Source organism: Streptomyces sp. CNZ301 (genome assembly GCF_004217425.1).
In genome coordinates this window covers 951920-977897 of record NZ_SHLG01000001.1, presented here as the reverse complement: position 1 = coordinate 977897, position 25978 = coordinate 951920, and the positions used below count along the sequence as shown (strand labels likewise).

The window sequence follows — 25978 nt, the reverse complement described above, 5'->3', positions numbered from 1 at the left end:
CGACCTGCTCATTCTTCTCACCCGTTACTCACATCGACTGGAGTTCCCGTGGACTCAGCACAAGAGAACGAGAGGTCCGCGCCACCGGATGGCACGGACTACGCGCAGGTGCAGCAGAGCGCGGAGTTCGGAGAGCTGCGCAGCACTTTCCGGTCATTCGCGTTCCCCCTCACCGTCGGCTTCATCGCCTGGTACCTGCTGTACGTGCTGCTGTCGAACTACGCCGGCGGGTTCATGGCTACCAAGGTCGTCGGCACGATCAACGTCGCCTTCGTCCTGGGGCTCGCCCAGTTCCTGACCACCTTTCTCATCGCCTGGTGGTACTCCCGTCACGCCGCGGCCAAGCTCGACCCGAAGGGCGCGGCCATCAAGAACCGTCTGGACGGTGAAGCATGAGCCTCACCCATTCGCTGGCCTCGTCCCCGGGACAGCTGCAGCTCGCGGCCGAAGGCGCCAGCCAGCACCGCACTCTGATCGTCACACTCTTCACGGTCTTTGTCCTGCTCACGCTCGGCATCACTGTGTGGGCCGGCCGCAGGACGAAGGACGCCACGGACTTCTACGCGGGCGGCCGTGAGTTCACCGGTTTCCAGAACGGGCTGGCGATCTCCGGCGACTACATGTCGGCCGCCTCGTTCCTCGGCATCGCCGGCGCCATCGCGCTGTCGGGGTACGACGGCTTCCTCTACTCCATCGGCTTCCTCGTGGCATGGCTGGTGGCGCTGGTACTCGTCGCGGAGCCGCTGCGCAACTCCGGCCGCTACACGATGGGTGACGTCCTCGCCTTCCGGATGCGGCAGCGCCCCGTCCGTACCGCGGCGGGCATTTCCACGATCATCGTCTCGATCTTCTACCTGCTGGCGCAGATGGTCGGTGCGGGCGCGCTCGTCGCCCTGCTGCTGGGCATCACGGGTGAGGCGGGGAAGAACCTGATCGTGGTCCTCGTGGGCGTCGTCATGGTGCTGTACGTGACGATCGGCGGCATGAAGGGCACCACCTGGGTGCAGATGATCAAGGCCGTCCTGCTCATCGGCGGCACGCTCATCATCACCGTGCTGGTCTTCCACAAGTTCAACTACAACCTCTCCAGCCTGCTCGGTGCCGCCGCCGAGAACAGCGGCAAGGGAGCGGCGTTCCTGGAGCCCGGCCTGAAGTACGGCGTCAGCGCCACGTCGAAGATCGACTTCATCTCGCTCGGCCTCGCGCTCGTTCTGGGCACCGCGGGCCTGCCGCACATCCTGATCCGCTTCTACACCGTTCCGACGGCCAACGCGGCCCGCAAGTCAGTGAACTGGGCGATCGGGATCATCGGCGTCTTCTACCTGATGACCATCGCGCTTGGCTTCGGCGCGGCGGCCCTGCTCTCCCAGAAGACGATCACCGGCTCCGACCCGGCGGGCAACACCGCGGCCCCGCTTCTGGCCCAGGAGATCGGCGGCGGCGCGGACTCGACCGGAGGGGCGATCCTTCTCGCGATGATCTCGGCGGTCGCCTTCGCCACGATCCTGGCCGTGGTCGCGGGGCTCACGCTCGCCTCGTCCTCGTCGTTCGCGCACGACCTGTACGCGAACGTGATCCGCAAGGGCAAGGCGACCGACAAGGAGGAGGTCAGCGCCGCGCGCATCTCCTCGGTGATCATCGGTGCCGTCGCGATCGTCCTCGGCATCTTCGCCGGCGGGCTGAACGTCGCCGGACTCGTCGCGCTCGCCTTCGCGGTCGCCGCGTCGGCCAACCTGCCGACGATCCTCTACAGCCTGTTCTGGAAGCGCTTCACCACCAGGGGTGCGCTGTGGTCGATCTACGGTGGACTGATCTCGTCCGTGGTGCTGGTGCTCTTCTCGCCCGTCGTCACCAGCACGCCGACCTCGATGTTCCCGAGTGCGGACATCGCTGTCTTCCCGCTGTCCAACCCGGGGTTGATCTCGATTCCGCTGGGCTTCCTGATGGGCTGGCTCGGCTCGATCACCTCCAAGGAGGACAGCGCGGTGGAGAAGCACGCGGAACTGGAGGTGCGTTCCCTTACGGGTCACGGCGCGCACTGAGCGCAACCCGTACGGGACGCCACCGACTTCAACGATCTGTTGAATGTCGGTGGCGTCCCGTACGCTGCGAAGAATCGGCACAACCGTGGGAGGGCTGCCAGCAATGCTGCTCGACACATACGGCCGGGTCGCCACCGACTTGCGCGTTTCGCTCACCGACCGCTGCAATCTGCGCTGCACCTACTGCATGCCCGAGGAAGGTCTGCAGTGGCTGGCCAAGCCGGAGTTGCTCACGGACGACGAGATCGTCCGCCTCGTGCGCATCGCCGTGGACGAACTCGGCGTCGAGGAGGTCCGGTTCACCGGCGGCGAGCCGCTGCTGCGGCCCGGCCTGACCGGCATCGTCGAGCGCTGCGCCGCGCTGACGCGCCGCCCGAAGCTCTCCCTCACCACGAACGGGATCGGCCTCGAACGTACGGCGGGCGCGCTGCGTGACGCCGGCCTGGACCGGGTCAACGTCTCGCTGGACACGCTCGATCCGGAGGTCTTCCAGAGGATGACCCGCCGCAAGCGGCACGCGGACGTGCTGCGCGGTCTGGCCGCGGCGCACGAGGCGGGCCTGACTCCGGTGAAGGTCAACTCCGTTCTGATGCCGGGGCTCAACGACGGCGAGGCGCCCGACTTGCTCGCCTGGGCCGTGGAACACGGCTACGAACTCCGCTTCATCGAGCAGATGCCGCTCGACGCCCAGCACGGCTGGCAGCGGGACGGCATGATCACTGCCGGCGACATCCTGGAGTCGCTGAGCAGCCGCTTCACCCTCACCCCCGAAGACGAGGAAGAGCGCGGATCCGCTCCCGCGGAGCGCTGGATCGTCGACGGCGGCCCGCACCGCGTCGGCGTCATCGCCTCGGTGACCCGGCCTTTCTGCCGCGCCTGCGACCGCACGCGCCTGACGGCCGACGGCCAGGTGCGCACCTGCCTGTTCGCGACGGAGGAGTCCGATCTGCGCGGTGCGCTGCGCTCGGGCGCGGACGACAGCGAGGTCGCGTCGCGCTGGCGGCAGGCGATGTGGGGCAAGAAGGCGGGCGCCGGCATCGACGACCCGTCATTCGTGCAGCCCGACCGCCCCATGTCAGCCATCGGCGGCTGAGCGCCCGGAGCTGCCGCCCCCCTCCCACTCGGTGAGGCGGACGACGTCCTTGAGGAACCCTCTCATTCCCAGGAAGGACGAGAGGTGTTCGCGGTGTTCGTCGCACGCCAGCCATGTCTTGCGGCGCTCCGGGGTGTGCAGCTTGGGGTTGTTCCAGGCCAGCACCCACACGGCGGGAGCGCGGCAGCCCTTTGCCGAGCAGATCGGGCTCTCGGGGGCCTCACCGTCGTGGGACGGGCCGGACGGCTGGAACGGGAAGGGTGAGGAAGGCTTTGAGGACACGGCCTCTATCCAACACCCTGGGCAGGAAGACAAGCGACGCCGGGCAGCCACGGGGGGAGCCGCCCGGCGTCGGTCTGTCGCTCCGACGGGGGATGCGGAGCGCTTCTGAAGTATGGCACGGGGACCCCTGCGAGGTGCAGCGGAACAGCATGATTGATCTGAGCTTTTCTTGAGCTTTTACGCAAGGATGGCCGGCCGCCGGTTCAACTGCGGTCGCCGGAGGGCCCCTCGGCCGGTTCGCCGCGGGATTCCGGTACGGCGTCGGAGGCCGTGAGAGCGGGCCGCGTGTGGGTGTGCACGTAGGCCGACGGCATCGAAGAAGGGTTCTCCCGGCCTGCGTTGGCGATCACCACCGCCACGTACGGCAGCAACGCACCAATCACCAGTGTCACAACGGCCAACGGCCGCTGAACGTTCCACAGGACGACGGTCAGCAGCACCGACGCCGTCCTGATCAGCATCGAGATCACGTAGCGCCGCTGTCTGCCCCGCACATCGTCGGCGAGCGACTGACGGGCTCCGGTGATCTGGAAGACCTCGGCTCCGCGCTGCTTCCGCATCACTCTCACCACCTCACCCGTGCCGGTCGCCCGGCCTGCCGCCGGGCACACAGTCTCCCTCACGGTACGCCTGAGCTCGGACGGCTTCGAGACCGGGCGGACCGGCCGTGTGGACCGGTCGTACTCCGGCACAGCCCGTACGGACCACTCCGCAGTGCGGCGTAGTGCGTGCGGCGCCAAGCTGACGGCGCACGGTCCGGCAAGGCCCGGCACCGTCCGGCCCGGCGCGGGCACGAGCCGGGGGCAGGCTCAGGCGCTCTACGGAGGTGCGATGAACTGGTTGTGGGCGATCATCGTCGGGCTGGTGCTGGGCGTGCTCGCACGGGCGATCATCCCGGGCCGGCAGCGCATGCCCCTCTGGCTGACCGTGCTCTTCGGGATGCTGGGAGCCGTCCTCGGCAACGCGATCGCCACGTGGGCGGGTGTGGGCGTGACCAGCGGCTTCGACTGGATCCGGCACGGCCTCCAACTCGGCTGCGCCGTGCTGGTGGTGGCGCTCGGCTCGCCGCTGTGGCAGCGGATCAGAGGCAGGGGGCAGCGGGCACGCATGTGAGGCGCAGACCCGCGTGGCCTGCCCGCACCCGGCCCCGGTGCCCGCACCCGGCCCCGGTGCCCGCACGGGTTGCGGGCGGACAGCGTGCGGGACGGGCGGGCTGCGCGGGGCCGGAGGGGCTGCAGGGCGGGCGGGCCCCGGAGGCCCCGCCCGCTCCTCGGAGGCCTCCTCAGAGACCTTCGATCTGCGCGATCCTCCGGCCCGCCTTGAGGTAGACCGTCCCGCTCAGGCCCGCCTCGGCCAGCTTCTCGGGCACCACCTCGGCCAGCGGCCGAAGGGCGTCCGTCTCGAGCAGCACGATCGCGTGCTGACCGCCGCCCGTCTCCGCCTCGACGACGAGCCGCAGCCCCTTCTGCTTGGCCATGCGCCGCGCGGCCGAGGCGCTCGGGGTGAACTCCAGTACCCGGGTGAGGATCGCCGCGATGCCTTCGCCGCCGTGCTCGGCGGCGTCAACGCTCGGCAGTGTCTCCACGTCCCCGAAGGACTTCTTCGAGAACTGCGCCGTGAAGTGCGCCCGGGCGGCCTTCGCCGCCTCCGGTCCGTACAGCGCCATGACGACGTCGCCCGCCAGCACCTTCTTCAGGTCCATCGGGTGCAGCGTCCTGTCCTCGGTACGGGCGGCCACCTGGTCGATCTCGGCGTCCGTCCACTCCGTCCAGGCACGCAGGTACGGCACCATCAGCCGGTCCGGGATCGACATGATCTTGCCGTACACATCGTCCGCGTCGGCGGTCAGGCTGACGTAGTTGTCCTTGGACTTCGACATCTTCGCGCCCGAGCCGTCCGTGCCCTCGATGAGCGGCATGGCCGCGATCATCTGGGGACTCTGCCCGTGCAGTTCCATCAGGCGCCGGCCCATCTGCATGTTCAACAGCTGGTCCACGCCGCCCAGTTCGATGTCGCAGTCCAGCTCGACGGAGTCCAGGGCCATCGCCACGGGGTAGATCAGTTCCGACATGGTCAGCCCGGAGCCCTGAGCAAGGCGGTTGCGGAAGTCCTCGCGCTGGAGCAGCGCCGAGGCGGGCACCTGGGCGAGCAGGGCGATGAGCTGCGCGAACCCGATCCCGCCCAGCCAGTTGCTGTTGTTGCGGAAGCTGACGTTCTCGAAGTCGAAGAACGGCCTGACCTGGTCCTGGTAGCCCGAGAGGTTCTTCGCGATGTCCTCGTCGGTCAGCGCCGGACGCTCCGCCGTACGGCCCGACGGATCGCCGATCTTCGCGGTGAAGTCACCGATGATCAGCGTGACGTCGTGTCCCATCCGCTGGAACCGGCTGAGCACGATCATCTGTACCGCGTGGCCCAGGTGCACATCGGCGGCGGTCGGGTCGATGCCGAGTTTCACGTGCAGGCCCTTGCCCTGCGCCCGCTTCGTCTCGATCGCCTCGGCGAGCTTCTCCACCGACGGAAGCACCTCGACGGCGCGTGCACCGATCAGCGCGGCCTGCTCCTTCGCCGGGAGATCGCTCAGATCCAGATAGCGGCGCGACCCCGTCTCGGCGAGCAGCTGCTCGACCGTGGTGTCGGAGGAGAGGTCCTGGGCCAGCAGCCGGCTGGCGCGCTGTACGGAGTCGCCGAGGCGTGTCACGTTCTGTCCTGGGGATAGAAGCGGATCAGGGTCGCCGCAGAGTCTATTCGTGCCAGGCGGGCTCCCGGCGGCCGCCGTCCGGGCCCGCGCCCCTTCCCGAGCCGGGGCCCCGCGAGCCTCCCGGATGACCGCGGGTATCTGTGGAGATCCCACAGGAGGCCGCTCGCCCCCCTGTCGCTGCCCCATTCCCTGAATCGGGCCGCGCGCATATAGCTTTCACAGTGACAGACACCGGCCGCCTTCCTCGTCACGCACGCGGCAGCGCGGAGATCGCAGAAAGGGTGGTCCCACCTTGAGCCGCTCGGTACTGGTCACGGGAGGCAACCGCGGCATCGGCCTCGCCATCGCGCGCGCCTTCGCCGACGCGGGGGACGACGTCGCCGTCACCTACCGTACGGGCGAGCCCCCGAAGGAGCTCACGGACCTCGGCTGCCTCGCGGTCAGGTGCGACATCACCGATCCCGAACAGGTGGAGAGGGCCTACAAGGAGATCGAGGAGAAGCAGGGCCCGGTGCAGGTGCTCGTCGCCAACGCCGGTGTCACGCGCGACCAGTTGCTGCTGCGGATGTCCGAAGAGGACTTCAGCGCCGTGCTGGACACCAACCTCACCGGCACCTTCCGCGTGGTCAAGCGCGCGACGAAGCGGATGCTGCGGGCGCGCACCGGCCGCATCGTGCTGATCTCCTCCGTCGTCGGGCTGCTCGGCTCGGCGGGGCAGGCCAACTACGCCGCCTCCAAGGCCGGTCTGGTCGGGTTCGCCCGGTCGATCGCCCGTGAGCTGGGCTCCCGTAACATCACCTGCAACGTGATCGCGCCGGGCTTCGTCGACACCGACATGACGAAGGCACTCAGCGACGAGCAGCGCGCGAACATCGTCGAGCAGGTGCCGCTGGGGCGCTACGCCCAGCCGGAGGAGGTCGCCTCCTCCGTCCGTTTCCTCGCCTCCGACGAGGCCGCGTACATCACCGGAGCCGTCATTCCTGTCGACGGCGGATTGGGCATGGGGCACTGAGAATGAGCGGAATCCTCGCAGGCAAGCGCATCCTCGTCACCGGCGTGCTGACCGACGGGTCGATCGCCTTCCATGCGGCGAAAGTCGCGCAGGAGGAGGGCGCGGAGGTCGTTCTCACGGGCTTCGGCCGGATGTCCCTGGTGCAGCGGATCGCCAAGCGCCTCCCGAAGGAGGCTCCGGTCATCGAGCTGGACGTGACGAACCAGGAGCACCTGGACTCCCTCGCGGAGCGGGTGTCCGAACACGTCGACGGGCTCGACGGGATCGTCCACTCCATCGCGTTCGGCCCGCAGGGCGCGTTCAACTTCCTCGAGGCGAGCTGGGAGGACGTCGGCACGGCCGTCCACGTCTCGGCGTACTCGCTCAAGTCCCTCACGACGGCCTGTCTTCCGCTGATGCCGCGCGGCGGCTCGGTCGTGGGCCTGACCTTCGACGCGCAGATCGCCTGGCCGAAGTACGACTGGATGGGCGTGGCCAAGGCGGCCCTGGAGTCCACCAACCGCTATCTCGCCCGCGACCTGGGCGCCCGGAACGTGCGCTGCAACCTCGTCTCGGCGGGCCCCCTCAAGTCGATGGCGGCCAAGTCCATCCCCGGGTTCGAGGAGTTGGCGGACGTGTGGAACCACCGGGCCCCGATCGGCTGGGACCTGACCGACCCGGACCCGGCCGGCCGCGGCGTCGTCGGCCTGCTGTCGGACTTCTTCCCGAAGACCACGGGCGAGATCGTGCACGTCGACGGCGGCGTGCACATGATGGGCGCCTGACGGGAACCCGCAAGCACGCCACGGCAGTTCAGGAGCGCCGTGCCCGACTCCCCGGATTCTCACGGTACTTCGTACTCCGCGCGGCCTTCGGGCCTTGCGGTTTGCTCGAGTTCCCCGAACCGCAGCGCCATTCCTGCGTGTGGGAGGCGGCCTCCCGGGCCGCCTCCTCCTCGTCGCGCGCCCGGATCGCCTCGATCAGGCGCGCGTGGTCCATGTGCGACTCGGGATGCAGGTCCTCACCGATGTCGAGCCGCAGGAAGTCGCGCATCACTTCGCCGAGGTCCGCGTAGAGCGCCGTCAGCACGTCGTTGTGCGACGCGTTGAGCACGCCCAGATGCAGCGAGGCGTCGGCCTCGACGAAGCGTTCCGCGTCCCCTGACTCCCAGGCGGCCTCGCGCCGCTCCAGCAGTGCGTCCAGCTGCGCCATGTCGTGCTCGGTGCGCCGCAGCGCCGCCAGCCGTGCCCCGGACGTCTCCAACGCGGCGCGCATCTCCGCGACATGGCGCGGATCGGCGTCGGCGAAGCGGCGGTGCATGACCCCGGCCAGCTCGCTCGTCGCGACGACGTACGTCCCGGAGCCCTGCCTGATGTCCAGCAGCCCGTTGTGGGCGAGCGCGCGCACCGCTTCACGGACGGTGTTGCGCGCGACCCCCAGCTCCTCCACCAGCTCGGGCTCCGTGGGGATGCGGGTGCCCACCGGCCACTCGCCCGAGGTGATCTGTGTGCGCAGCGCCGCGATCACCTGGTCGGCAAGGGCGGAACGCTGCGGTGAGGACAGGGTCATCTCAAACTCCCAGAGGGAACCGGCGCTTCGCCGAGCCGGTTCGTCACGACGGGTTCTCCGGCAGGAGGGGACGCGTTAGAGTCTATTCATCCCATGATTCTATGATGGGAGTCATGGTAATGACGGAAGACGGACTGAACCACTCCGGCCGAGAGGCGAAAGCCGGGGCCTCCCCGGCTCCTTCACGCGGCACGCGCCGCCCCGGACTCCCGGACACGGCCTCCGCGAGCGCCCCGCGCTGGGCGGTCCGCCTGGTCGCCGTGGGCCTCGTCCTCGCAGCGCTCAACCTCCGTCCCGCCATCTCCGCCCTCGGCCCGCTGCTGAAGGAAGTACGCGGCGACCTGGGCATGAGCGGCACCGTGGCCGGCCTGCTGACGTCCGTTCCCGCACTGTGCTTCGCCGTCTTCGGCAGCCTCGCCCCCCGCCTCGCCAGGCGCCGCGGTCCCGTCCCGGTGGTACTGGCAGGCATGGTGGCGATCACCGCAGGCCTGGCGCTGCGGCCGCTGGCCGGCGGCACGGCGGCCTTCCTCGCGGCGAGCGCCCTCGCCCTCGCCGGCATCGCGGTGAGCAACGTGCTGATGCCGGTCGTCGTCAAGCGCTGGTTCCCCAACCGGGTCGGCGCGATGACGGGCCTGTACTCGATGGGCCTGGCGCTCGGCACGTCCTGCGCGGCAGCCGTCACGGTTCCCATGACCTCGGCGCTGGGCGGCAGTTGGCGCGCCGGCCTCGGCGCGTGGGCCCTGCTGGGGGTGCTGGCGGCGCTGCCGTGGATCGCGGTTCTCAAGGACCCGGTCAGCCGGCGGGCGGAGCCGGCCGACAGCGCTGCGGCCGAGGCGGAGGGAGATGGTCCGGAGGGAGCTTCCCCCGCGCCGGGCTCCCGGCCGGAGAACGTACGCATACGCATCGGGACCTCGCCCACCGCCTGGGCGCTCGGCGTCTTCTTCGGCCTCCAGGCGTCCGCCGCGTACATCATCATGGGCTGGCTGCCGCAGATCTTCCGTGACGCCGGGATCTCCGCCTCGTCCGCGGGTCTGATGCTCGCCGTCACGATGGGCATGGGCGTACCGCTCGCCTTCGTCGTCCCGCGCCTGGCGGCCCGCATGCGGCACCAGGGCCCGCTCGTGGTGGCTCTCTGCCTGTGCGGTCTCACCGGGTACGCCGGGCTGTGGCTCGCTCCGGCCGGGGGTGCCTGGCTGTGGGCGCTGCTGCTGGGGATCGCCAACTGCGCCTTCCCCGTTGCCCTTACGATGATCAGCCTCCGTTCACGCTCCAGCGCGGGCGTGGTCAAGCTCTCCGCCTTCGCGCAGAGCACGGGCTACCTGCTCTCCATACCGGGCCCGCTGCTCGTCGGGGCCCTCCGCGACGCCGCCGGCGGCTGGCACGCACCGCTGCTGCTGATGACCGGACTGCTGCTCGCGCAGACGGTGACGGGCGTACTGGCGGGACGGGACCGCGTGATCGAGGACGGGCGGTAGGTGCGACACTAACCACATGCCTGTCCTTGAACCCCGTCCGGAGAACGGCCAGAAGAAGCTGCTCCTGATCCTCGCCCTGATCTTCGGAATCATGGTCCTCATCGGCGTCGTCGCGACCCTCGTGGCCCCCTGATCCGGGAGGCCGCCCCGGGATGGTGGTGCTGACCCCACCACCCTTAGGGGGGCCGAGTCAGGGAGAACTGGGTGGATCACCGGATGGGACGCCCGCTTCCGCTTCCGTAGCGTCGTCTCACACCGTCGGCGATCCACGGAAACAGGAGGGCGAGCCCATGACCACGGCCCGAGCCCGCAGCCACCGCTCTGCGTCACAGGCACCGTCCGTGCGGCAGCACTCACCGCCCCCGGCGGGACGCACCCGGCTTCCGTGGTGGGCGGTCGTGCTGCCGGTGCTCGCCTTCGCGTTGCTGCTGGCGCTGCTGCTGGGCGGCAGCGAGGCCGGCGCGGCTCAGCAGCAGCCGGGAGGCGCGCTGATCGCCGCCGTCCTGGAGCGCGTTGCACAGGTGCTGCTGGGCTGACGAACGGGAGACGTCAGCCCTCCGCATCCTTCTGAGCTCCGTCAACACCCTCCGCCCCGCGCCCCGTTTCGTGCGAAGCTGGGGAACATGAGCGTCGATGTGCCCCGCAGTATCGTCCTTGTCCGGCATGCCAAGGCCGACTGGCCGGACGTGGCAGACCATGAGCGTCCCCTCGCGGACCGCGGCCGCAAGGACGCCCCGGCCGTCGGAGAGTGGCTCGCCACGCACGGCATCGCCCCCGGACTGACCCTCTGCTCGACCGCCGTCCGCACCCGCGAGACCTGGAAACTGGCCGCCCACCACCTGCCACAACGCCCGAAGACCGTCTACGAGGAGCGTCTGTACGAGGCCTCGCCCGGTGAGATCATCGCCGTGCTCAACGATGTGTCCGAGGAGGTCCAGGACCTGCTCCTCGTCGGGCACAACCCTGGGATCCAGGGTGTCGCCGAGGCCCTCACCGGAGATGCCAAGGGCGACACCCTGGAGCGCATGACACGTAACGGCTTCCCCACCTCGACGGTCGCCGTGCTCCGTTTCGACGGCTCCTGGAAGGGCCTCGAGCCCGGTGTCGCCACGCTCACCGACTACTGGGAGCCGCACGAGCCGCCGGAGTAGCCTCGCCCCGAGGCGTCTGTGGTGCCCCCGTGCCGTGTGGCGGCCGGGGGCACCGTGCGTTCGTCCGTGCGCTTCGGTGCCGTGCGGCCGCGGCCGCGAATTCGCCCTTCGAGGGCGGGAGTTGAGCTCCCCGGGCACCCGGCGCGCTCAGGCCGTGCCGAGGCGGTGCCCGTCGTCCGCGCCCTCCCGCGCCGCGCCGCCGTCCTGGGCTGTCTCGTCCTCGCCGGAGCAGTCGGCGGCCTCGACCTCCTCCCGGGTCACCCCGAGCAGATACAGGACGGTGTCGAGGAACGGGACGTTGACGGCGGTGTGTGCGGCCTCGCGCACCACGGGCTTGGCGTTGAAGGCGACCCCGAGCCCGGCGGCGTTGAGCATGCCGAGGTCGTTGGCGCCGTCACCGATCGCGACCGTCTGCGCGAGCGGTACGCCCGCCTCGGAGGCGAAGCGGCGCAGCAGCCGCGCCTTGCCCTCCCGGTCCACGATGTCGCCGGTGACGCGGCCCGTGAGCTTGCCGTCCGCGACCTCCAGGGTGTTGGCGGCGGCGAAGTCGAGGCCCAGTTCCTCCTGGAGCGCATCCGTGACCTGCGTGAACCCGCCGGAGACGATGCCCACTTGGTAGCCGAGACGCTTGAGGGTGCGCACGAGGGTGCGCGCGCCGGGCGTGAGCCGCACGTCCTTGCGCACCTTGTCCACGACGGAGACGTCGAGTCCTTCGAGCAGCGCCACACGCGCGTGCAGGGACTCCTCGAAGTCCAGCTCGCCGCGCATGGCGCGGGCGGTGACCTCCGCGACCTCGTCCTCGCAGCCGGCGTGCGCCGCGAAGAGTTCGATGACCTCGTCCTGGATCAGCGTGGAGTCGACGTCCATGACGACGAGCCGCTGCGCCCTGCGCTGGAGCCCCGAGGCGACGACGGCGATGTCGACGCCGTGCCTGGACGCCTCCAGCGCGAGCGCCGTGCGCAGCATGGGGGTCTCGGCGCCGGACACGTCGAACTCCACTGCCGTGACCGGGTACTTGGCGAGCCGGAAGATGCGGTCGATGTTGCCGCCGGTTGCGGTGATGCTGGCGGCAATGGTGGCGGTCGATTCGGCTGTGAGCGGCTGGCCGAGCACCGTCACGTGTGAACGGCCAGTGCCGCGCGGCTGGTTGTCGCCCGTACCGGAGATGATCTCGGCCTCGAGGCCCATCGTCTCGGCCCAGCCGTGCACGGTGGCCCTCAGTTCGCCTTCGCCGGCCGTGCCGTGCGCGGCGCCCGGCTCCTCGGCCGATGCGGGGGCGGTGACCAGGGCGCAGAGCGTGATGCGGCCACGTGTCACCAGCTGTTCGATGTCGACGACCTCCACGGCGAAGGCGGCGAGGGTCTCGAACAGTCCGGCGGTGATGCCGGGCCGGTCCCTTCCGAAGATCTTCACCAGGAGGGTGGGGGTATCGGCGTACGAGGGCGGCGTGCCCGGCGATGTGGTCATGGTGTTTCAACCGTATCGCTGCGGGGCGCGGGGGCCCCTGCGGGGGCTCGTGGCCCCGCGGGCCCGCCGCACGGCTTCCCGTACCCGCCGGCCGGGGCGGGCGGCCCTCGTTCCCGCCCGGTACAGGACCGTCCCCGGCCTGTCACAGCCGACGTGGGGTTGTGACATGGGGCGACTTCCTGTCCGGGGCCCGGGCCTGAAATAGTTCCTCACGATGTTCGCCATCCCTAGGCTCCCGGCGCAGGGAGTCACTCGGGGGACAACTTTGTGGGGCATGGAGTGCCGGAACTCGTACTGGAATTGAACGGCAGGACCTGGACACTCGAACCGTCCAGACCGTATCGCGTGGGGCGCGATCCGCAGGGGGATGTGGTGGTCGACGACGCCAGGGTCTCCTGGCGGCACGCCACCATCAGGTGGGGCGGTCACAGCTGGGTCATCGAGGACCAGGGCAGCACCAACGGCTCGTACGTACAAGGCCGGCGCATCCAGCAGACGGAGCTCCGTCCCGGCATGAGCGTGCGCCTGGGCAACGCCACAGACGGGCCGAAGCTCGACCTCTCCGGCAGCGAGGCGGCGCAGGCCCCCCGCGGCGATCTCCAGGGCGCGCGGACGTCCGCGCCGGAGCCGCAGGCGCAGGGGAGCGGGCGGCCCCAGGCCCCGTCGGCTGGGGCCGTGCAGGCACCGCCCCAGCAACAACCGCAGCATCCTCAGCAACCGCAGCCCCAGCAACCACAGGCCTGGCAGCAGCCGCAGCCGCAGCAGAACCCCGGCCGGCAGCAGCCCTATCCGCACCAGCAGCCCGGAGTGCCACCGCAGCAGGGCTACCAGGGCGGCCCCACGCACCCTCAGCCGCAGCAGGGACGGATACCGCAGCACGACGCGCCCCGCCGGATCACGCAGCCTCCGGGGCAGGGCGGCGACCGCAGCCCCACCACGTTCCATCAACTCTCCCAGGGCAGGGTGATGCGGATCGGCCGCGCCCTGGAGAACGAACTGGTGGTCTCCGACCTCCAGGTATCCCGTCATCACGCCGAGTTCCGCGCCTCGCCGGAGGGCCGCTTCGAGATCCACGACCTGGGCTCGCACAACGGCACGTACGTCAACGGCCAGCCGCTGCCCAAGTCGGGTTCGACGGTGATCACTCCGCAGGACACCGTCGGCGTCGGCCACTCCACCTTCCGGCTGGTCGGCGACCGGCTCGAGGAGTTCGTGGACACCGGCGAGGTCACCTTCTCCGCCCGCCACCTCACGGTGAAGGTCGACAACGGGAAGGTGATCCTGGACAACGTCACCTTCGGCGTCCCGGAGAAGTCGCTCATCGGCGTCATCGGCCCGTCCGGCTCCGGCAAGTCGACGCTGCTGCGTGCGCTGACCGGCTACCGCCCCGCCGACGTCGGCGAGGTCCTCTACGACAACCGGAACCTCTACCAGCACTTCGCCGAACTGCGGCAGCGCATCGGCCTGGTCCCGCAGGACGACATCCTGCACAAGGAGCTGAGGGTCCGTACGGCGCTGCGCTACGCGGCCCGGCTGCGCTTCCCCGGCGACGTCGCCGAGGCCGAGCGCAACGCCCGCGTCGAGGAAGTGCTCGCCGAGCTCAAGCTGGACGTCCACGCGGACAAGAAGGTCACCTCCCTCTCCGGCGGCCAGCGCAAGCGCGTCTCGGTCGCCCTGGAACTGCTGACCAAGCCGTCGCTGATCTTCCTGGACGAACCCACTTCCGGGCTCGACCCGGGCATGGACCGCGACGTGATGCAGCTGCTGCGCGGTCTCGCCGACGACGGCCGCACGGTGCTCGTGGTCACTCACTCCGTGGCCGAACTGGGCCTGTGCGACAAGCTGCTGGTGATGGCTCCCGGCGGCGGCGTCGCCTACTTCGGGCCCCCCGAGGAGGCGCTGAACTTCTTCGGGTACGGCACCTGGGCCGACGTCTTCTCGGCGTTCGAGAACTACCGCGACTACGACTGGATGGGCCGCTGGCACGGCTCGCAGCACTACCAGATGTACGCCGCGGACCTCGACTCCGTCACCCCGCAGCAGGCCCCGCATGTGCAGCCGCCGCCGGCCCGGACGCAGAAGCCGCAGAGCTGGGGATCGCAGTTCTGGACGCTTGTGCGCCGCTATGTCTCGGTCGTCGCCTCCGACAAGGGCTTCCTCGCGCTAACGGTGATCCTTCCCGTCGTCCTGGGCGGTGTCAGCACCCTGATCCCCAGTGACTTCGGGCTGGGCTACGGACCGCTGAAGAGCGGCAGAACGAACCGCGACGCCGGCACGATCATGCTCATCATCGCCGTCGGAATGTGTTTCTCCGGCGCCGCCAACTCCGTGCGTGAGCTGATCAAGGAGCGGGTCATCTACGAGCGCGAACGGGCCACCGGCCTCTCGCGGTCCGCGTACCTGATGAGCAAGGTCCTCGTGCTCGGGCTCGTCACGGCCGTCCAGGGCGTGATCATCTCAGCCATCGGATTCGCCCCGCGCGAACTGCCCGCGGAAGGCGTCATCGGGGAGAACTTCCCCGCCGTCGAGATGACACTCGCCGTGATCGTTCTCGGTTTCACCTCGATGATGTTCGGCCTGATCATCTCGGCGCTGGTGAAGACGGCCGAGAAGACCATGCCCCTGCTCGTCATGTTCGCCATCGTCCAAGTGGTCTTCACCGGAGTGCTCTTCCAGCTCTTCGACACCCCGGGCGTGGGCCAGCTGTCCTGGCTGATGCCGTCCCGCTGGGCCGTGGCCGCGATGGGCGCGACGGCCGACATGAACACGCTGCTGCCGTGGGAGAGGGGCAACCCCGACCCGCTGTGGGAGCACACGGCCGGTACCTACGTGCTGGACATGACCGTACTGCTGGGCCTCGGCATCGCTCTCGTCTTCGTCGTGGCGAAGCTGCTGCGCCGTCACGAGCCGGAGGTCATGCGCAAGTAGCAGGGGAGCACCCCGGTCACACGCGGACCCGGAGGACAACGCACCGAGAGGCGGCGGCATCAGGAGATGATGCCGCCGCCTCCGGCGTCTGCGCCGTCACGAGCCGGGGCGGTTCCCCGGGCCCGTGCGGCCGCTGCTCAGTACCAGTTGTTGGACTGCCAGAAGGACCACGCGCCGCAGGGGCTGCCGTAGCGGTCCTTCATGTAGCCCAGACCCCACTTGATCTGTGTGGCGGCGTTGTTGCGCCAGTCGGGGCCGGCGGAAGCCATCTTGGAGCCGGGCAGCGCCTGCACGAGCCCGTACGCTCCGCTCGGGTTCTGCGCGTGCACGTCCCAGCCGCTCTCACGCTCGACGATCTGCGAGAAGCACTGGAACTGTGACTCGTCGCCGATGAGCTGCCGCGCGATCTGCTTCGGGGACCCCGAGGGGGACGTGGTCTTGCTGCGCTCCGCGGAGCGGCTCGCCGCCAGTTCGCGCTCACGCTCCCGGTCGGCCTTCACAGCTGCCTCGTGCCGTGCCTTCGCCCGGGCTTCGGCCTTCTTGCGGGCCTCGGCCTTGGCGTCGGCGCGTGCGCGGTCGTCCGCGGCGGAGGTCTGAGCGTCGATGCTCGCCTTCTGCTCGGCCGGGCTGTCCGCGGCGGCCTGAAGTGCGACCGGCTTGGCCGCCATCTCCGATCCGGCAGTGACGCTCCCGCTGCTCTTCTGACCTGGCACGACGGTGAACGCGAATGCGGTGACACCGACGGCTGCGGCTCCGGTCGCCGCAGAGATCTTGTGCAGACGGGAAAGCCTGCCGTGGCGTTCGGAATTGGGAACGCTCATGGGGAGGAAACCTCTTCCAGTTCGCGGACCGCAGCGACGGTGGCCGCTGCGGCGGCAGTCATTCTCAGCTGCCGTCAGTCACCGGGCAAAAATCACCATTACTAACCTTGGTAGTGGATTTGGAACAGAGTCGATGCCTTGATGTGCCAGCGCTGCACGTCCGGTCAGTGGTCAACATCTACTAAGTAGGGTCGTACGTGATCTGGGTCCTATGCGACGACTCACATCACACACCCGGTTACTTGTACGCAGTGTGTAGGTGCGATAAACGCAGGGTCACACTGCTGGTCCCTGGTCCTAGGTCTCCGGACCCCCGCCGGAGTCCCGCCCCGGCCCGATCCGGAGAGGCTTCCGCGCCGGTACCGTGGCGGCATGGTCCGCAGCTCAGGGCTCGCCGCGGTGAGCGCCGCGATCCTCTCCATGAACAGGCAGCTCGAGGTGCGCGACGTCCTGCAGACGATCGTCTCCTCGGCCCGTGAGCTGCTGGACGCGGAGTACGCGGCCCTCGGCGTGCCCGACGATCACGGCGGCTTCGCGCAGTTCGTCGTGGACGGCGTGACGGACGAACAGTGGAAGTCCATCGGGCCGCTGCCCCGGCAGCACGGCATCCTCGCCGCGATGCTCCAGGAGGCCACGCCCCAGCGGCTCACCGACGTACGCAACGACCCGCGCTTCGGAGGCTGGCCCCGCGCACACCCGGAACTCGCCGACTTCCTCGGGATGCCCGTCGCCGACGGTGAGGAGGTGCTGGGCGCGCTCTTCCTCGCCAACAAGAGGTGCACGCCCTCCGCCGGCAGGGCGCCCGATGAGCACGAGCCCGGCCCCGGCGGGGAGGAACCGGCGACGGGTGGGGGTGCGGCGCCGGCACGCGGCTGCGCCTTCACCGAGGAGGACGAGGAACTCCTGCGCCTCCTCGCCCAGCACGCCGCCATAGCGCTCACCAACGCCAGCCTCTACGAGCGCAGCCGCGAACTGACCATCGCAGGCGAGCGCGCCCGCATCGGCCACGACCTGCACGACGCCGTCGCCCAGAAGCTCTTCTCCCTCCGCCTCACGGCACAGGCCGCCACGGCGCTCGTCGACCGCGATCCGGCCCGGGCCAAGAGCGAACTGCACGAGATCGACCGGCTCGCCGCCGACGCCTCCGAGGAACTCCGCGCGGCCGTCGTCGAACTGCGTCCCGCGGCCCTGGACGAGGACGGGCTCGTGGCCACACTCCGCACGCAGACGCAGGTGCTCGACCGGGCGCACACGGCCGAGGTCGCGTTCGGCACCGAGGGGAGCGTGCGGGCGCTGCCCGCGGCCCAGGAAGAAGCCCTGCTGCGCGTCGCCCAGGAGGCCCTGCACAACGCGCTGCGCCACGCGTCCGCCTCGCATGTCGGAGTCACCCTCACCTACGGCGCCGCCGGGGCGCGGCTGCGCGTCGCCGACGACGGCCGCGGCTTCGACCCGCAGGCCGTGCGGAAGGCGGGACGCCACCTCGGCCTGGTCTCCATGCGGGACAGGGCGAGCGGCGTCCGCGGAACCCTGACCGTCGACTCCGAGCCCGGCAAGGGAGCGGTCGTGGAGCTGGAGGTGCCCGGTGGCTGATCCGATCCGGGTCCTGATCGTCGACGACCACCAGGTCGTGCGGCGCGGACTTCGCACCTTCCTGGAGGTGCAGGACGACATCGAGGTCGTCGGCGAGGCGGGCGACGGCGACGAAGGGGTCGCGCGCGCCGAGGAGTTGGGCCCCGACGTCGTCCTCATGGACGTGAAGATGCCCGGCACCGACGGCATCGAGGCACTGAAGGAGCTGCGCAGGCTGCACCACCCCGCGCGGGTCCTCGTCGTCACCAGCTTCACGGAACAGCGCACCGTCGTCCCCGCCCTCCGCGCAGGAGCGGCCGGATACGTCTACAAGGACGTCGACCCCGACGCCCTTGCCGGGGCCATCCGCTCCGTACACGCCGGCCACGTGCTCCTGCAGCCCGAGGTCGCGGGAGCGCTGCTCTCGGACGAGCCGGGCGGCGGTGCCGGAGCCGGGCGGGGTTCCGTCCTCACCGAGCGGGAGCGCGAGGTGCTGGAGCTGATCGCCGACGGGCGCTCGAACCGGGAGATCGCCCGTGCCCTGGTGCTCTCGGAGAAGACGGTCAAGACGCATGTGTCGAACATCCTGATGAAGCTCGACCTCGCCGACCGTACGCAGGCTGCCCTGTGGGCGGTGCGCCACGGGCTGACGGGCTGAGTGGCTGGATGCCTGGCGGGCTGACGAGCCGGCGGGCCGAACCGGCCGGCACACGATGGTGGCGGAGCGGCTGCCCGGGCGCCCCGTCACGCCAGGGCAGCCCGGGCCCGCGGTCTCACGACTCCCACGAACGCTTCCGTTCGAGCTCCTCCGCGTAGGCGTTGTACGCCGCAACCTGCGCCCGCCTCGCGGTCCGCTCCACCGGCCGCAGAGCCTCCACGCGGGCCGCGATCTGCGAGGCGCTGACCGCGCCGCCGTGTTCACGGCCGTCAGCGCCGCTGCCGCCGCCGTACCCGGCTCCGCTCTCCTCCCCGTGGGCGATGGCCACGAGCGCCCGCACCCGTTGCGCCAGCTCCAGCACCCGCACCGCACGCGGCGGATACCCCGGAGCCAGGAGCTGCCTCCCGGCTTCCATGCGCGCCCGGTAGCTCTCCAGCGCGGCATTCGCCACCGGACCCGAACCGGCCACGTCCAGCTGCGTGAGCACTTCGGTCGCCTCGCGCAGCGCCTCGGCCAGTTCGCGCTCGGCCTCGCTCAGGGAGGGCACGTCGGCGGGCGGCGCCTCCCGTACGGACAGGCAGTGCCACGTGACCTCCGCGTGCACGTCACCCTCCGGACCCGCCTCGTACAGTTCGGGCACCAGCCCGACGCCCGCGTCCGGAGCGATCACTGCCTCACCCGCCTCCAGCGCCCGGGAGTTGAACTCCGGCGGCCCGCTCAGCCCCAGCGGATGCCCCGGCACGGGCAGCGCGATCCGCAGCCCCCGCGCCCCCATGGACCGAAGACGGCCGAGGGCGAGAGTCAGTCCCACGGACTCCGGCTCGGAATCCGCGTACGGAGCCGGTGAAGCGGGAAGCCCCATCACGCGGTGCACCACGTCGTCGCCGACGATCCGCTGGACCGCCTCATCCGGCGAGATGAGTGCGGCAAGCAGAGCGTTTCCCCAAGCGGCCAGGCGTCCCGAACGAGGTTCATCGAGCATGACCCCAGCCTAGGGAACGGACCCTCGAACGCGTGGCGTAAGTTTGGCTGGGGACTCTGCTCACAAGGCACGGGTAACGGCGACTGCATTGGGAGACAACGCGCTCATGAGCGAAGTACTGGAGCTGGTGGACGTATCAGTGGTCCGCGACGGCCACGCTCTGCTGGACGATGTCTCCTGGTCGGTCAAGGAAGGCGAACGGTGGGTCATCCTCGGCCCCAACGGCGCGGGCAAGACCACCCTGCTCAACCTCGCCTCCAGCTACCTCTTCCCCAGCAAGGGCACGGCCACGGTCCTCGGTGACAGGCTCGGCGCGGTCGACGTCTTCGAGCTCCGTCCCCGCATCGGCATGGCCGGCATCGCCATGGCGGACAAGCTGCCCCGCTCCCAGTCCGTGCTGCGGACGGTTCTCACGGCCGCGTACGGGATGACGGCGCACTGGCAGGAGGAGTACGAGGACGTGGACGAGGAGCGCGCACGCGCCTTTCTCGACCGGCTCGGCATGACCGAGTACCTCGACCGCAAGTTCGGCACCCTCTCCGAGGGCGAACGCAAGCGGACCCTCATCGCCCGGGCCATGATGACCGACCCCGAGCTGCTCCTCCTGGACGAGCCCGCGGCAGGGCTCGACCTCGGCGGCCGCGAGGACCTCGTGCGGAGACTGGGCAGGCTCGCGCGCGATCCGTACGCGCCGTCGATGGTCATGGTCACCCACCACGTCGAGGAGATCGCCCCGGGGTTCACACACGTCCTGATGATCCGCCAGGGGCAGGTGCTGGCCGCCGGGCCGCTCGAGACGGAGCTCAACTCCCGTAATCTCTCCCGCTGTTTCGGGCTGCCGCTCGTCGTCGAGAGGCGGGGAGAGCGCTGGACCGCTCAGGGTCTGCCCCTGAGCTGACGGCGCGCCTACCATGGTCGTGTGGATGCATGGATCTGGTGGCTGATAGCCGCCGTTGGGCTGGGAATCCCTCTCGTCATCACCGCCATGCCCGAATTCGGCATGCTCGCGGTGGGCGGCGTCGCAGGAGCCGTCACGGCGGCGCTGGGCGGCGGGATGGTGGCGCAGGTCCTCGTTTTCGCCGTCGTCTCGACCGCTCTGATCGTCGTCGTGCAGCCGGTGGCCCGCCGCTCCCGCAGGCAGAACCCGAAACTCAGCAGCGGAGTCGACGCGCTGAGGGGACGTCAGGCGACGGTGCTGGAGCGGGTCGACGGGCAGGGCGGCAGGATCAAACTCGCCGGCGAAGTGTGGTCGGCACGCGCGCTGGACTCCGGCGAGGCCTACGAGCCGGGCTCACAGGTCGACGTGGTGGAGATCGACGGGGCCACGGCGGTCGTGATGGGATGACCGGAAGCAGCTAACCTCAACAACCGTGAGTACACGGCGACTTGCGGTGGGACAATTGCTGTCGGTCCTGGTGACCTCACATTTAGAGACATACACGCAGGGGGGCGGATGGACGCCATCATCATTGTCCTGATCATCCTGGTGGTGCTGGTCTTCATCGCACTCATCAAGACGATCCAGGTCATTCCGCAGGCGAGCGCCGCCATCGTCGAGCGCTTCGGCCGCTACACCCGAACTCTCAACGCGGGCCTGAACATCGTGGTCCCCTTCATCGACACGGTCCGCAACAGGGTCGACCTCCGCGAACAGGTCGTGCCGTTCCCCCCGCAGCCCGTCATCACCCAGGACAACCTGGTCGTCAACATCGACACGGTCATCTATTACCAGGTCACCGACGCCCGTGCCGCCACGTACGAGGTCGCCAGCTACATCCAGGCGATCGAGCAGCTCACGGTCACCACGCTCCGCAACATCATCGGTGGGATGGACCTGGAGCGGACCCTCACCTCCCGCGAGGAGATCAACGCCGCACTGCGCGGAGTGCTCGACGAGGCCACCGGCAAGTGGGGCATCCGCGTCAACCGCGTCGAGCTGAAGGCCATCGAGCCCCCGACCTCCATCCAGGACTCGATGGAGAAGCAGATGCGCGCCGACCGCGACAAGCGCGCGGCGATCCTCCAGGCCGAAGGTGTGCGGCAGTCGGCGATCCTGACCGCCGAGGGCGAGAAGCAGTCCTCGATCCTGCGTGCCGAAGGTGAAGCCCGCTCCGCCGCACTGCGCGCCGAAGGCGAGGCGCAGGCCATCCGCACGGTCTTCGAGTCGATCCATGCCGGCGACCCGGACCAGAAACTGCTCTCGTACCAGTACCTGCAGATGCTCCCGAAGATCGCCGAGGGCGACGCGAACAAGCTCTGGATCGTCCCCAGCGAGATCGGCGACGCCCTCAAGGGACTCGGCGGTGCGCTGGACGGATTCAAGCCCGGGGGCGGCAACGGCGGCGCAGCCGGCAGCGGCGGAGCTTCGGCCGCCGGCATGGTGAAGCCGCCCCGGGAGAGCCCGAACCTCGACTGAGCCCCCGGAGAAACACGTCGAAAGCCCCTCCGGCATGATCAGTGTGTACGGCACTGATCTCGAAGGGGCTTCGCGTGACGATCTGGGAGGCGGTCGCTGTCTGCGCCGCGGGCCTCGGGGCGGGTGCCCTCAACACCGTCGTGGGCTCGGGCACCCTGATCACTTTCCCGGTGCTGCTCGCCGTAGGCCTCCCGCCCGTCACCGCCAACGTCTCGAACGCGCTGGGTCTCGTCCCCGGGTCGGTCAGCGGCGCCATCGGCTACAGACGCGAACTGCGCGGACAGGGGCGGCGCGTACTCGTGCTCGGTGGTGTGGCTTTCGCCGGCGCGATGACGGGAGCCGCCCTGCTGATCGCTCTGCCCTCCAGCGCCTTCGACATGGCCGTCCCCGCACTCATCGGTGCCGCCGTGCTCCTCGTCGCCCTGCAGCCCTGGCTGGGCCGCCTCGCGGAGCGTCACCGGGAGAAGCGAGGCACGACGGCGCGCCCGAACGGGGGCGTCCCGCTGTCGACGGGAATGCTGTTCGCCAGCGCATACGGCGGCTACTTCGGCGCCGCCCAGGGCATCGTCTACCTCGCCCTGATGGGGCTCTTCCTCGACGAGGGCCTGCAGCGGATCAACGCCGTGAAGAACGTCCTCGGCGCACTCGTCAACGGCACAGCCGCCGCCTTCTTCCTCTTCGTCGCCGACTTCGACTGGACCGCCGTCCTGCTCATCGCCGCGGGCAGCGCGGTCGGCGGCCAGTTCGGCGCCCTTGCCGGACGCAGGCTGCCGCCGATCGCGCTTCGCGGGATCGTCATCGTCATCGGGACAGCGGCGATCATTCAGCAATTCCTCCGCTGAGAACCGGAGTTCGTCCTCTCGCGGTGACCACGCTGCGGCCGCCTGCGCCTGCGCCTGCGCCTGCGCTCTCGCCGGCCTCAGACGTGACCGCCACCCGCCGCCCGCCGGTTCAGGCCGTGGCGGGCAGAGCGGGCGCGGAGACGGGCGCACCGGGCACCGCGAGCCAGTCCGGCAGCCCTTCACCGTCCCTGAGGCCCAGGGCGAGCAGCAGCGCGTCGGCCGGAGTCGGCTCGAAGGGCTTCACCGCGAGAGCCATCCCGGCCTGCTCGGGCGTGCGGTCCGCCTTCCGGTTGTTGTCCGCCGCGCAGGCGGCGACGGTGTTCAGCCAGGTGTCGCCGCCGCCCTGAGAGCGGGGCACCACATGGTCGACGGTCGTCGCGCGGTGCCCGCAGTACGCACACCGGTGCCTGTCCCGTACGAGCACACCGCGCCGGGACCACGACGCCCGTTGTCGGAACGGCACCCGCACGTATCTGCGGAGTCTGATCACCTGCGGAACGGGAAGGTCGATGTTCGCCGCCCGCACACGGAGGCCGGGGTGGGCGTGCTCCACGACGGCCTTGTCCTGCATGACCAGTACCACCGCACGGCGCAGAGACACCGTCGACAGCGGCTCGAAGCCGGCATTCAGGATGAGCGTCGCGCGCATCCCCTCCACCTCCCGTTTCCCTCCCGCCCCTGCGGCGGTGACCCCACTCTGCCGTCGTGGCAAATTCCCGGACAACGCAATTTCCGCGCGCCGTACGGGAGTCGACGACGAGCCGGTGACATGGCGAAAGGGAAACGAAGAATGCGACCGGGCAGAATCGCGGGGTGCGGAGAATGCGGCGGGAACGCAATCGGTGGACGGCCTGATCGGCCGCCAAACGGTTGAAGCCCAAGGGCAGTCGGCGCGGTCGCCGGCCCCCGGCCGAGCTCCGGCGGACGACCGGCGCAGACACAAGCGCCCCGCCGTCCCCGCACTGCGGTGCCGACTGCCCGCCACCACTGTGCGATCCGGGAACGGCGGGGCGCAAAGGATTTTCAGGCCTGCGTCCCGGCCCTTTCCTCTGCGGTCAGCCTCCGACCTCCTCGTGCAGACCGATCAATTGAGCCCGCCCGATGGCCTTGAAGCGCAGATTGAATCCGACGAAGGCGGGAGAGGCGTCGCCGTCCGGGCCGAGCTTCTCGTCCTGGACGGCGTAGACCGTGAAGACATAACGGTGCGGCCCGTCCCCGGGCGGCGGTGCGGCCCCGCCGAAGTCCCGGGTGCCGAAGTCGTTGCGTACGTGCACCGCTCCCTCGGGCATCCCCTTCATGTCACCGCTGCCGGCCCCGGCAGGCAGCTCCGTCACGGAGACGGGGATGTCGAAGACGGACCAGTGCCAGAAGCCGCTGCCCGTGGGGGCGTCCGGGTCGAAGCACGTCACGGCGAAGCTCCGGGTGTCCGGAGGGAAGCCCTCCCAGCGCAGATGGGGCGAGGTGTTCCCCTCCGAGTAGAGCTGGTCCGGCCGCAGCCGCCCGCCCTCCGAGACGTCCTCGCTCACCACCTCGAAAGAGGCGACGGGCGGATGGAAGTCGTGCGGGAGCGGCGGTTGCTTCTGCTCGGTCACTTCGGTACCTCCTGATGGCACGAAATCGGTGCACCGGCCAGCCTAACCAGCCCCTGTCGTGGTCTTTGTCACCATGGACCCCACGACGAGACCTCGAAGCGGTGGTGCGACGATGACCAGTCCCGTGGAACTGCCCGAACTGCCCGAACTGCCCGACGGCGGGCTGCCGGGACTGTTCGACGGCACCGTGCCTCCCGGTGTCTACCGTTGCGATTCCGTCGGCCCGCACGTCCTGATGCAGGCCGACGCCGCGAACTGGATCGGAGCGGTGATCGACCTCAGCGACGTCACCGACAAGGCCGAGTTCATGAACCGGTGTGCCACCGGACTCGAACTTCCCGGCTGGTTCGGGCACAACTGGGACGCGCTCGCCGACTCCCTCACCGACCTCTCCTGGTGGGGAGAGACCGACGGATATGTACTGATGACCGCGGGATGGCCCGGCTTCGAACAGGCCGATCCCAAGGCAGCCGCCACCGCCGTGAACGTCTTCACGGCGGCGGTCGGCTACTGGGCAGTGCGGGACGCACCGCTCTCGGTGCTCCTCGGCTGACTCCGGCCCGTCCCGTCGGCCGGCTTCGGGAGCTGCCACGGACTCACAGCCAGTTGCGGCGCCCTCCGACCTCCGTGAGCCACTGGTTGATGAATGCCGTCCAGTCCGTCTGGTGGAAGTCGGTGAGGTCCACCTGGAACGCCCGGTACGAGTCGCTGCCGCCGGTGAAGATGCCCGGCGTCTTGTCCATCTCCATGACGACGTCCATCTGGCGACCGTCCGCCACGAACGACAGCTCGACCTGCGACAGCCCCCGGTACTGCTGCGGCGCCAGGAACTCGATCTCCTGGTAGAAGGGCAGCTGCTGCCGCGTACCCCGGATCCGCCCCTTCTCCATGTCGGCCGACTTGAAGCGGAAGCCCAGCGTCCCGAAGGAGTCGAGGATCGCCTGCTGCGCGGGGAGCACGTGGACGTTCACGGGGTCGAGGTCCGTGGAGTCGACGGCCTGAGCGATGGCGAGTTCCGTGGAAACCCCGATGTGCATACCTGTCAGCTGCTGCCCCATGAACATCGTGATCGGCGTCTCCCAGGGCACGCCGAGCTGGAAGGGGACGGTGTGCCGTGCGCCTTCCTTGAGATCGAGAGCACCCCCGAGCTGCTGCCTGCCGAACTCGATGTTCTGCTTCAGCTCACCGTCGTTCGTCTCCACCTCGACCTTCGCCATGAGACCGACGGACAGGCTCTGGATCTGCTGGTCGACGGACCCCGCCTCGATGTGCACCTCGCCCTGTACGACGCCGCCGGGCACGACGTTCGGCTCGTGAAGCACGGTGTCCACCGACGCACTCCCGACCCCCAGGCTCGCGAACAGCTTCTTGAAACCCATCTCTTCCAGTCCCTCCCAGGCGC

28 protein-coding genes are annotated in these 25978 nt (G+C 69.8%); 18 read left to right on the top strand and 10 right to left on the bottom strand.

Translation table 11 applies throughout. From position 1 onward, the window contains the following. The first annotated feature begins 48 nt into the window (after window positions 1–48). From EV375_RS04435 to moaA, 3 genes are all read left to right on the top strand, one after another. On the top strand, window positions 49–396 hold the full coding sequence (locus EV375_RS04435; RefSeq protein WP_486588276.1) for a DUF485 domain-containing protein: 348 nt from the start codon (window positions 49–51) through the stop codon (window positions 394–396). Next, window positions 393–2042 carry a sodium/solute symporter gene (locus tag EV375_RS04430; RefSeq protein WP_130298281.1) on the top strand — a complete coding sequence of 550 codons (1650 nt, stop codon included), beginning with the start codon at window positions 393–395 and terminating at the stop codon, window positions 2040–2042. The genes EV375_RS04435 and EV375_RS04430 overlap by 4 nt, the downstream gene beginning before the upstream one ends. A 103-nt stretch (window positions 2043–2145) precedes the next feature. Then, entirely contained in the window at window positions 2146–3135 is a 990-nt protein-coding gene (gene moaA / locus EV375_RS04425) for a GTP 3',8-cyclase MoaA (protein WP_130298280.1), read from the top strand. Here the strand turns inward: moaA and EV375_RS04420 are convergent. Next, window positions 3118–3339 (bottom strand): hypothetical protein, encoded by a 222-nt coding sequence (locus tag EV375_RS04420; protein WP_130301598.1) that lies wholly within the window; start codon window positions 3337–3339, stop codon window positions 3118–3120. The two genes, moaA and EV375_RS04420, sit on opposite strands and share 18 nt — an antisense overlap. 281 nt (window positions 3340–3620) lie before the next feature. Further along, complete coding sequence (locus EV375_RS04415; protein ID WP_130298279.1) at window positions 3621–3977, bottom strand: DUF3099 domain-containing protein; 357 nt, start codon at window positions 3975–3977, stop codon at window positions 3621–3623. Window positions 3978–4248: 271 nt separating this feature from the next. Between EV375_RS04415 and EV375_RS04410 the strand changes: the two genes are divergently transcribed. Further along, window positions 4249–4530 (top strand): GlsB/YeaQ/YmgE family stress response membrane protein, encoded by a 282-nt coding sequence (locus tag EV375_RS04410; protein WP_130298278.1) that lies wholly within the window; start codon window positions 4249–4251, stop codon window positions 4528–4530. 169 nt (window positions 4531–4699) lie between these two features. Here EV375_RS04410 and tyrS read toward each other — a convergent pair whose 3' ends face one another. After that, window positions 4700–6115 (bottom strand): tyrosine--tRNA ligase, encoded by a 1416-nt coding sequence (gene tyrS / locus EV375_RS04405; RefSeq protein WP_130298277.1) that lies wholly within the window; start codon window positions 6113–6115, stop codon window positions 4700–4702. Window positions 6116–6407: 292 nt separating this feature from the next. Here tyrS and fabG point away from each other — a divergent pair, with 292 nt between their 5' ends. Next, window positions 6408–7127: a 3-oxoacyl-[acyl-carrier-protein] reductase gene (gene fabG / locus EV375_RS04400; RefSeq protein ID WP_130298276.1), complete on the top strand. Its 720-nt coding sequence runs from the start codon at window positions 6408–6410 to the stop codon at window positions 7125–7127. Window positions 7128–7129: 2 nt separating this feature from the next. Next, window positions 7130–7891: an enoyl-ACP reductase FabI gene (fabI, locus tag EV375_RS04395; RefSeq protein ID WP_130298275.1), complete on the top strand. Its 762-nt coding sequence runs from the start codon at window positions 7130–7132 to the stop codon at window positions 7889–7891. A gap of 28 nt (window positions 7892–7919) precedes the next feature. On the opposite strand, the gene EV375_RS04390 is transcribed toward fabI, so the two are convergent. Next, window positions 7920–8675: a FadR/GntR family transcriptional regulator gene (locus EV375_RS04390; protein ID WP_130298274.1), complete on the bottom strand. Its 756-nt coding sequence runs from the start codon at window positions 8673–8675 to the stop codon at window positions 7920–7922. A 113-nt stretch (window positions 8676–8788) separates the two neighbouring features. Between EV375_RS04390 and EV375_RS04385 the strand changes: the two genes are divergently transcribed. The 4 genes from EV375_RS04385 to EV375_RS04375 all read left to right on the top strand — a co-directional run bounded on the left by EV375_RS04385 (window position 8789) and on the right by EV375_RS04375 (window position 11301). Beyond that, entirely contained in the window at window positions 8789–10150 is a 1362-nt protein-coding gene (locus tag EV375_RS04385) for a CynX/NimT family MFS transporter (protein WP_486588275.1), read from the top strand. A 16-nt stretch (window positions 10151–10166) separates the two neighbouring features. Beyond that, the gene (locus tag EV375_RS29540; protein ID WP_486588274.1) at window positions 10167–10283 is read left to right on the top strand and encodes an SGM_5486 family transporter-associated protein; all 117 of its coding nucleotides are present in this window, start codon (window positions 10167–10169) and stop codon (window positions 10281–10283) included. 157 nt (window positions 10284–10440) lie between these two features. Further along, a complete protein-coding gene (locus EV375_RS04380) occupies window positions 10441–10686 on the top strand; it encodes a hypothetical protein (RefSeq protein WP_486588273.1) in 246 nt (81 codons plus the stop codon). 87 nt (window positions 10687–10773) lie between these two features. Continuing rightward, window positions 10774–11301 (top strand): SixA phosphatase family protein, encoded by a 528-nt coding sequence (locus EV375_RS04375; protein WP_130298273.1) that lies wholly within the window; start codon window positions 10774–10776, stop codon window positions 11299–11301. A 147-nt stretch (window positions 11302–11448) separates the two neighbouring features. On the opposite strand, the gene serB is transcribed toward EV375_RS04375, so the two are convergent. Next, window positions 11449–12768, bottom strand: coding sequence for a phosphoserine phosphatase SerB (gene serB / locus EV375_RS04370; RefSeq protein WP_130298272.1), 1320 nt, complete (start codon window positions 12766–12768; stop codon window positions 11449–11451). A gap of 279 nt (window positions 12769–13047) precedes the next feature. Between serB and EV375_RS04365 the strand changes: the two genes are divergently transcribed. After that, on the top strand, window positions 13048–15696 hold the full coding sequence (locus tag EV375_RS04365; protein WP_130298271.1) for an FHA domain-containing protein: 2649 nt from the start codon (window positions 13048–13050) through the stop codon (window positions 15694–15696). A 137-nt stretch (window positions 15697–15833) separates the two neighbouring features. Here the strand turns inward: EV375_RS04365 and EV375_RS04360 are convergent, their stop codons facing one another. Beyond that, on the bottom strand, window positions 15834–16517 hold the full coding sequence (locus EV375_RS04360; RefSeq protein WP_079099938.1) for an aggregation-promoting factor C-terminal-like domain-containing protein: 684 nt from the start codon (window positions 16515–16517) through the stop codon (window positions 15834–15836). A gap of 372 nt (window positions 16518–16889) precedes the next feature. Here EV375_RS04360 and EV375_RS04355 point away from each other — a divergent pair, with 372 nt between their 5' ends. After that, a complete protein-coding gene (locus tag EV375_RS04355; protein WP_130298270.1) occupies window positions 16890–18107 on the top strand; it encodes a GAF domain-containing sensor histidine kinase in 1218 nt (405 codons plus the stop codon). After that, window positions 18100–18744: a response regulator transcription factor gene (locus tag EV375_RS04350; protein WP_130298269.1), complete on the top strand. Its 645-nt coding sequence runs from the start codon at window positions 18100–18102 to the stop codon at window positions 18742–18744. The genes EV375_RS04355 and EV375_RS04350 overlap by 8 nt, the downstream gene beginning before the upstream one ends. Before the next feature lie 115 nt (window positions 18745–18859). On the opposite strand, the gene EV375_RS04345 is transcribed toward EV375_RS04350, so the two are convergent. After that, a complete protein-coding gene (locus tag EV375_RS04345; protein WP_130298268.1) occupies window positions 18860–19726 on the bottom strand; it encodes a hypothetical protein in 867 nt (288 codons plus the stop codon). 106 nt (window positions 19727–19832) lie between these two features. Here EV375_RS04345 and EV375_RS04340 point away from each other — a divergent pair, with 106 nt between their 5' ends. The 4 genes from EV375_RS04340 (at window position 19833) to EV375_RS04325 (ending at window position 22984) form a co-directional block, all read left to right on the top strand. Beyond that, window positions 19833–20624, top strand: coding sequence for an ABC transporter ATP-binding protein (locus EV375_RS04340; protein ID WP_130298267.1), 792 nt, complete (start codon window positions 19833–19835; stop codon window positions 20622–20624). 21 nt (window positions 20625–20645) lie between these two features. Beyond that, on the top strand, window positions 20646–21071 hold the full coding sequence (locus EV375_RS04335) for an NfeD family protein (RefSeq protein WP_130298266.1): 426 nt from the start codon (window positions 20646–20648) through the stop codon (window positions 21069–21071). A 108-nt stretch (window positions 21072–21179) separates the two neighbouring features. After that, on the top strand, window positions 21180–22142 hold the full coding sequence (locus EV375_RS04330) for an SPFH domain-containing protein (protein WP_130298265.1): 963 nt from the start codon (window positions 21180–21182) through the stop codon (window positions 22140–22142). Between the two features lie 74 nt (window positions 22143–22216). Continuing rightward, on the top strand, window positions 22217–22984 hold the full coding sequence (locus tag EV375_RS04325) for a sulfite exporter TauE/SafE family protein (RefSeq protein ID WP_130298264.1): 768 nt from the start codon (window positions 22217–22219) through the stop codon (window positions 22982–22984). A 109-nt stretch (window positions 22985–23093) separates the two neighbouring features. Here the strand turns inward: EV375_RS04325 and EV375_RS04320 are convergent, their stop codons facing one another. Together EV375_RS04320 and EV375_RS04315 are read right to left on the bottom strand one after the other, a co-directional pair. Next, a complete protein-coding gene (locus EV375_RS04320) occupies window positions 23094–23633 on the bottom strand; it encodes an HNH endonuclease (protein ID WP_130298263.1) in 540 nt (179 codons plus the stop codon). Between the two features lie 406 nt (window positions 23634–24039). Then, window positions 24040–24576, bottom strand: coding sequence for a YbhB/YbcL family Raf kinase inhibitor-like protein (locus EV375_RS04315; RefSeq protein WP_055485319.1), 537 nt, complete (start codon window positions 24574–24576; stop codon window positions 24040–24042). A 112-nt stretch (window positions 24577–24688) separates the two neighbouring features. Here EV375_RS04315 and EV375_RS04310 point away from each other — a divergent pair, with 112 nt between their 5' ends. Beyond that, entirely contained in the window at window positions 24689–25129 is a 441-nt protein-coding gene (locus EV375_RS04310) for a barstar family protein (protein WP_130298262.1), read from the top strand. A 43-nt stretch (window positions 25130–25172) separates the two neighbouring features. On the opposite strand, the gene EV375_RS04305 is transcribed toward EV375_RS04310, so the two are convergent. After that, the gene (locus tag EV375_RS04305) at window positions 25173–25955 is read right to left on the bottom strand and encodes a sporulation protein (RefSeq protein WP_130298261.1); all 783 of its coding nucleotides are present in this window, start codon (window positions 25953–25955) and stop codon (window positions 25173–25175) included. Window positions 25956–25978: the final 23 nt, after the last annotated feature.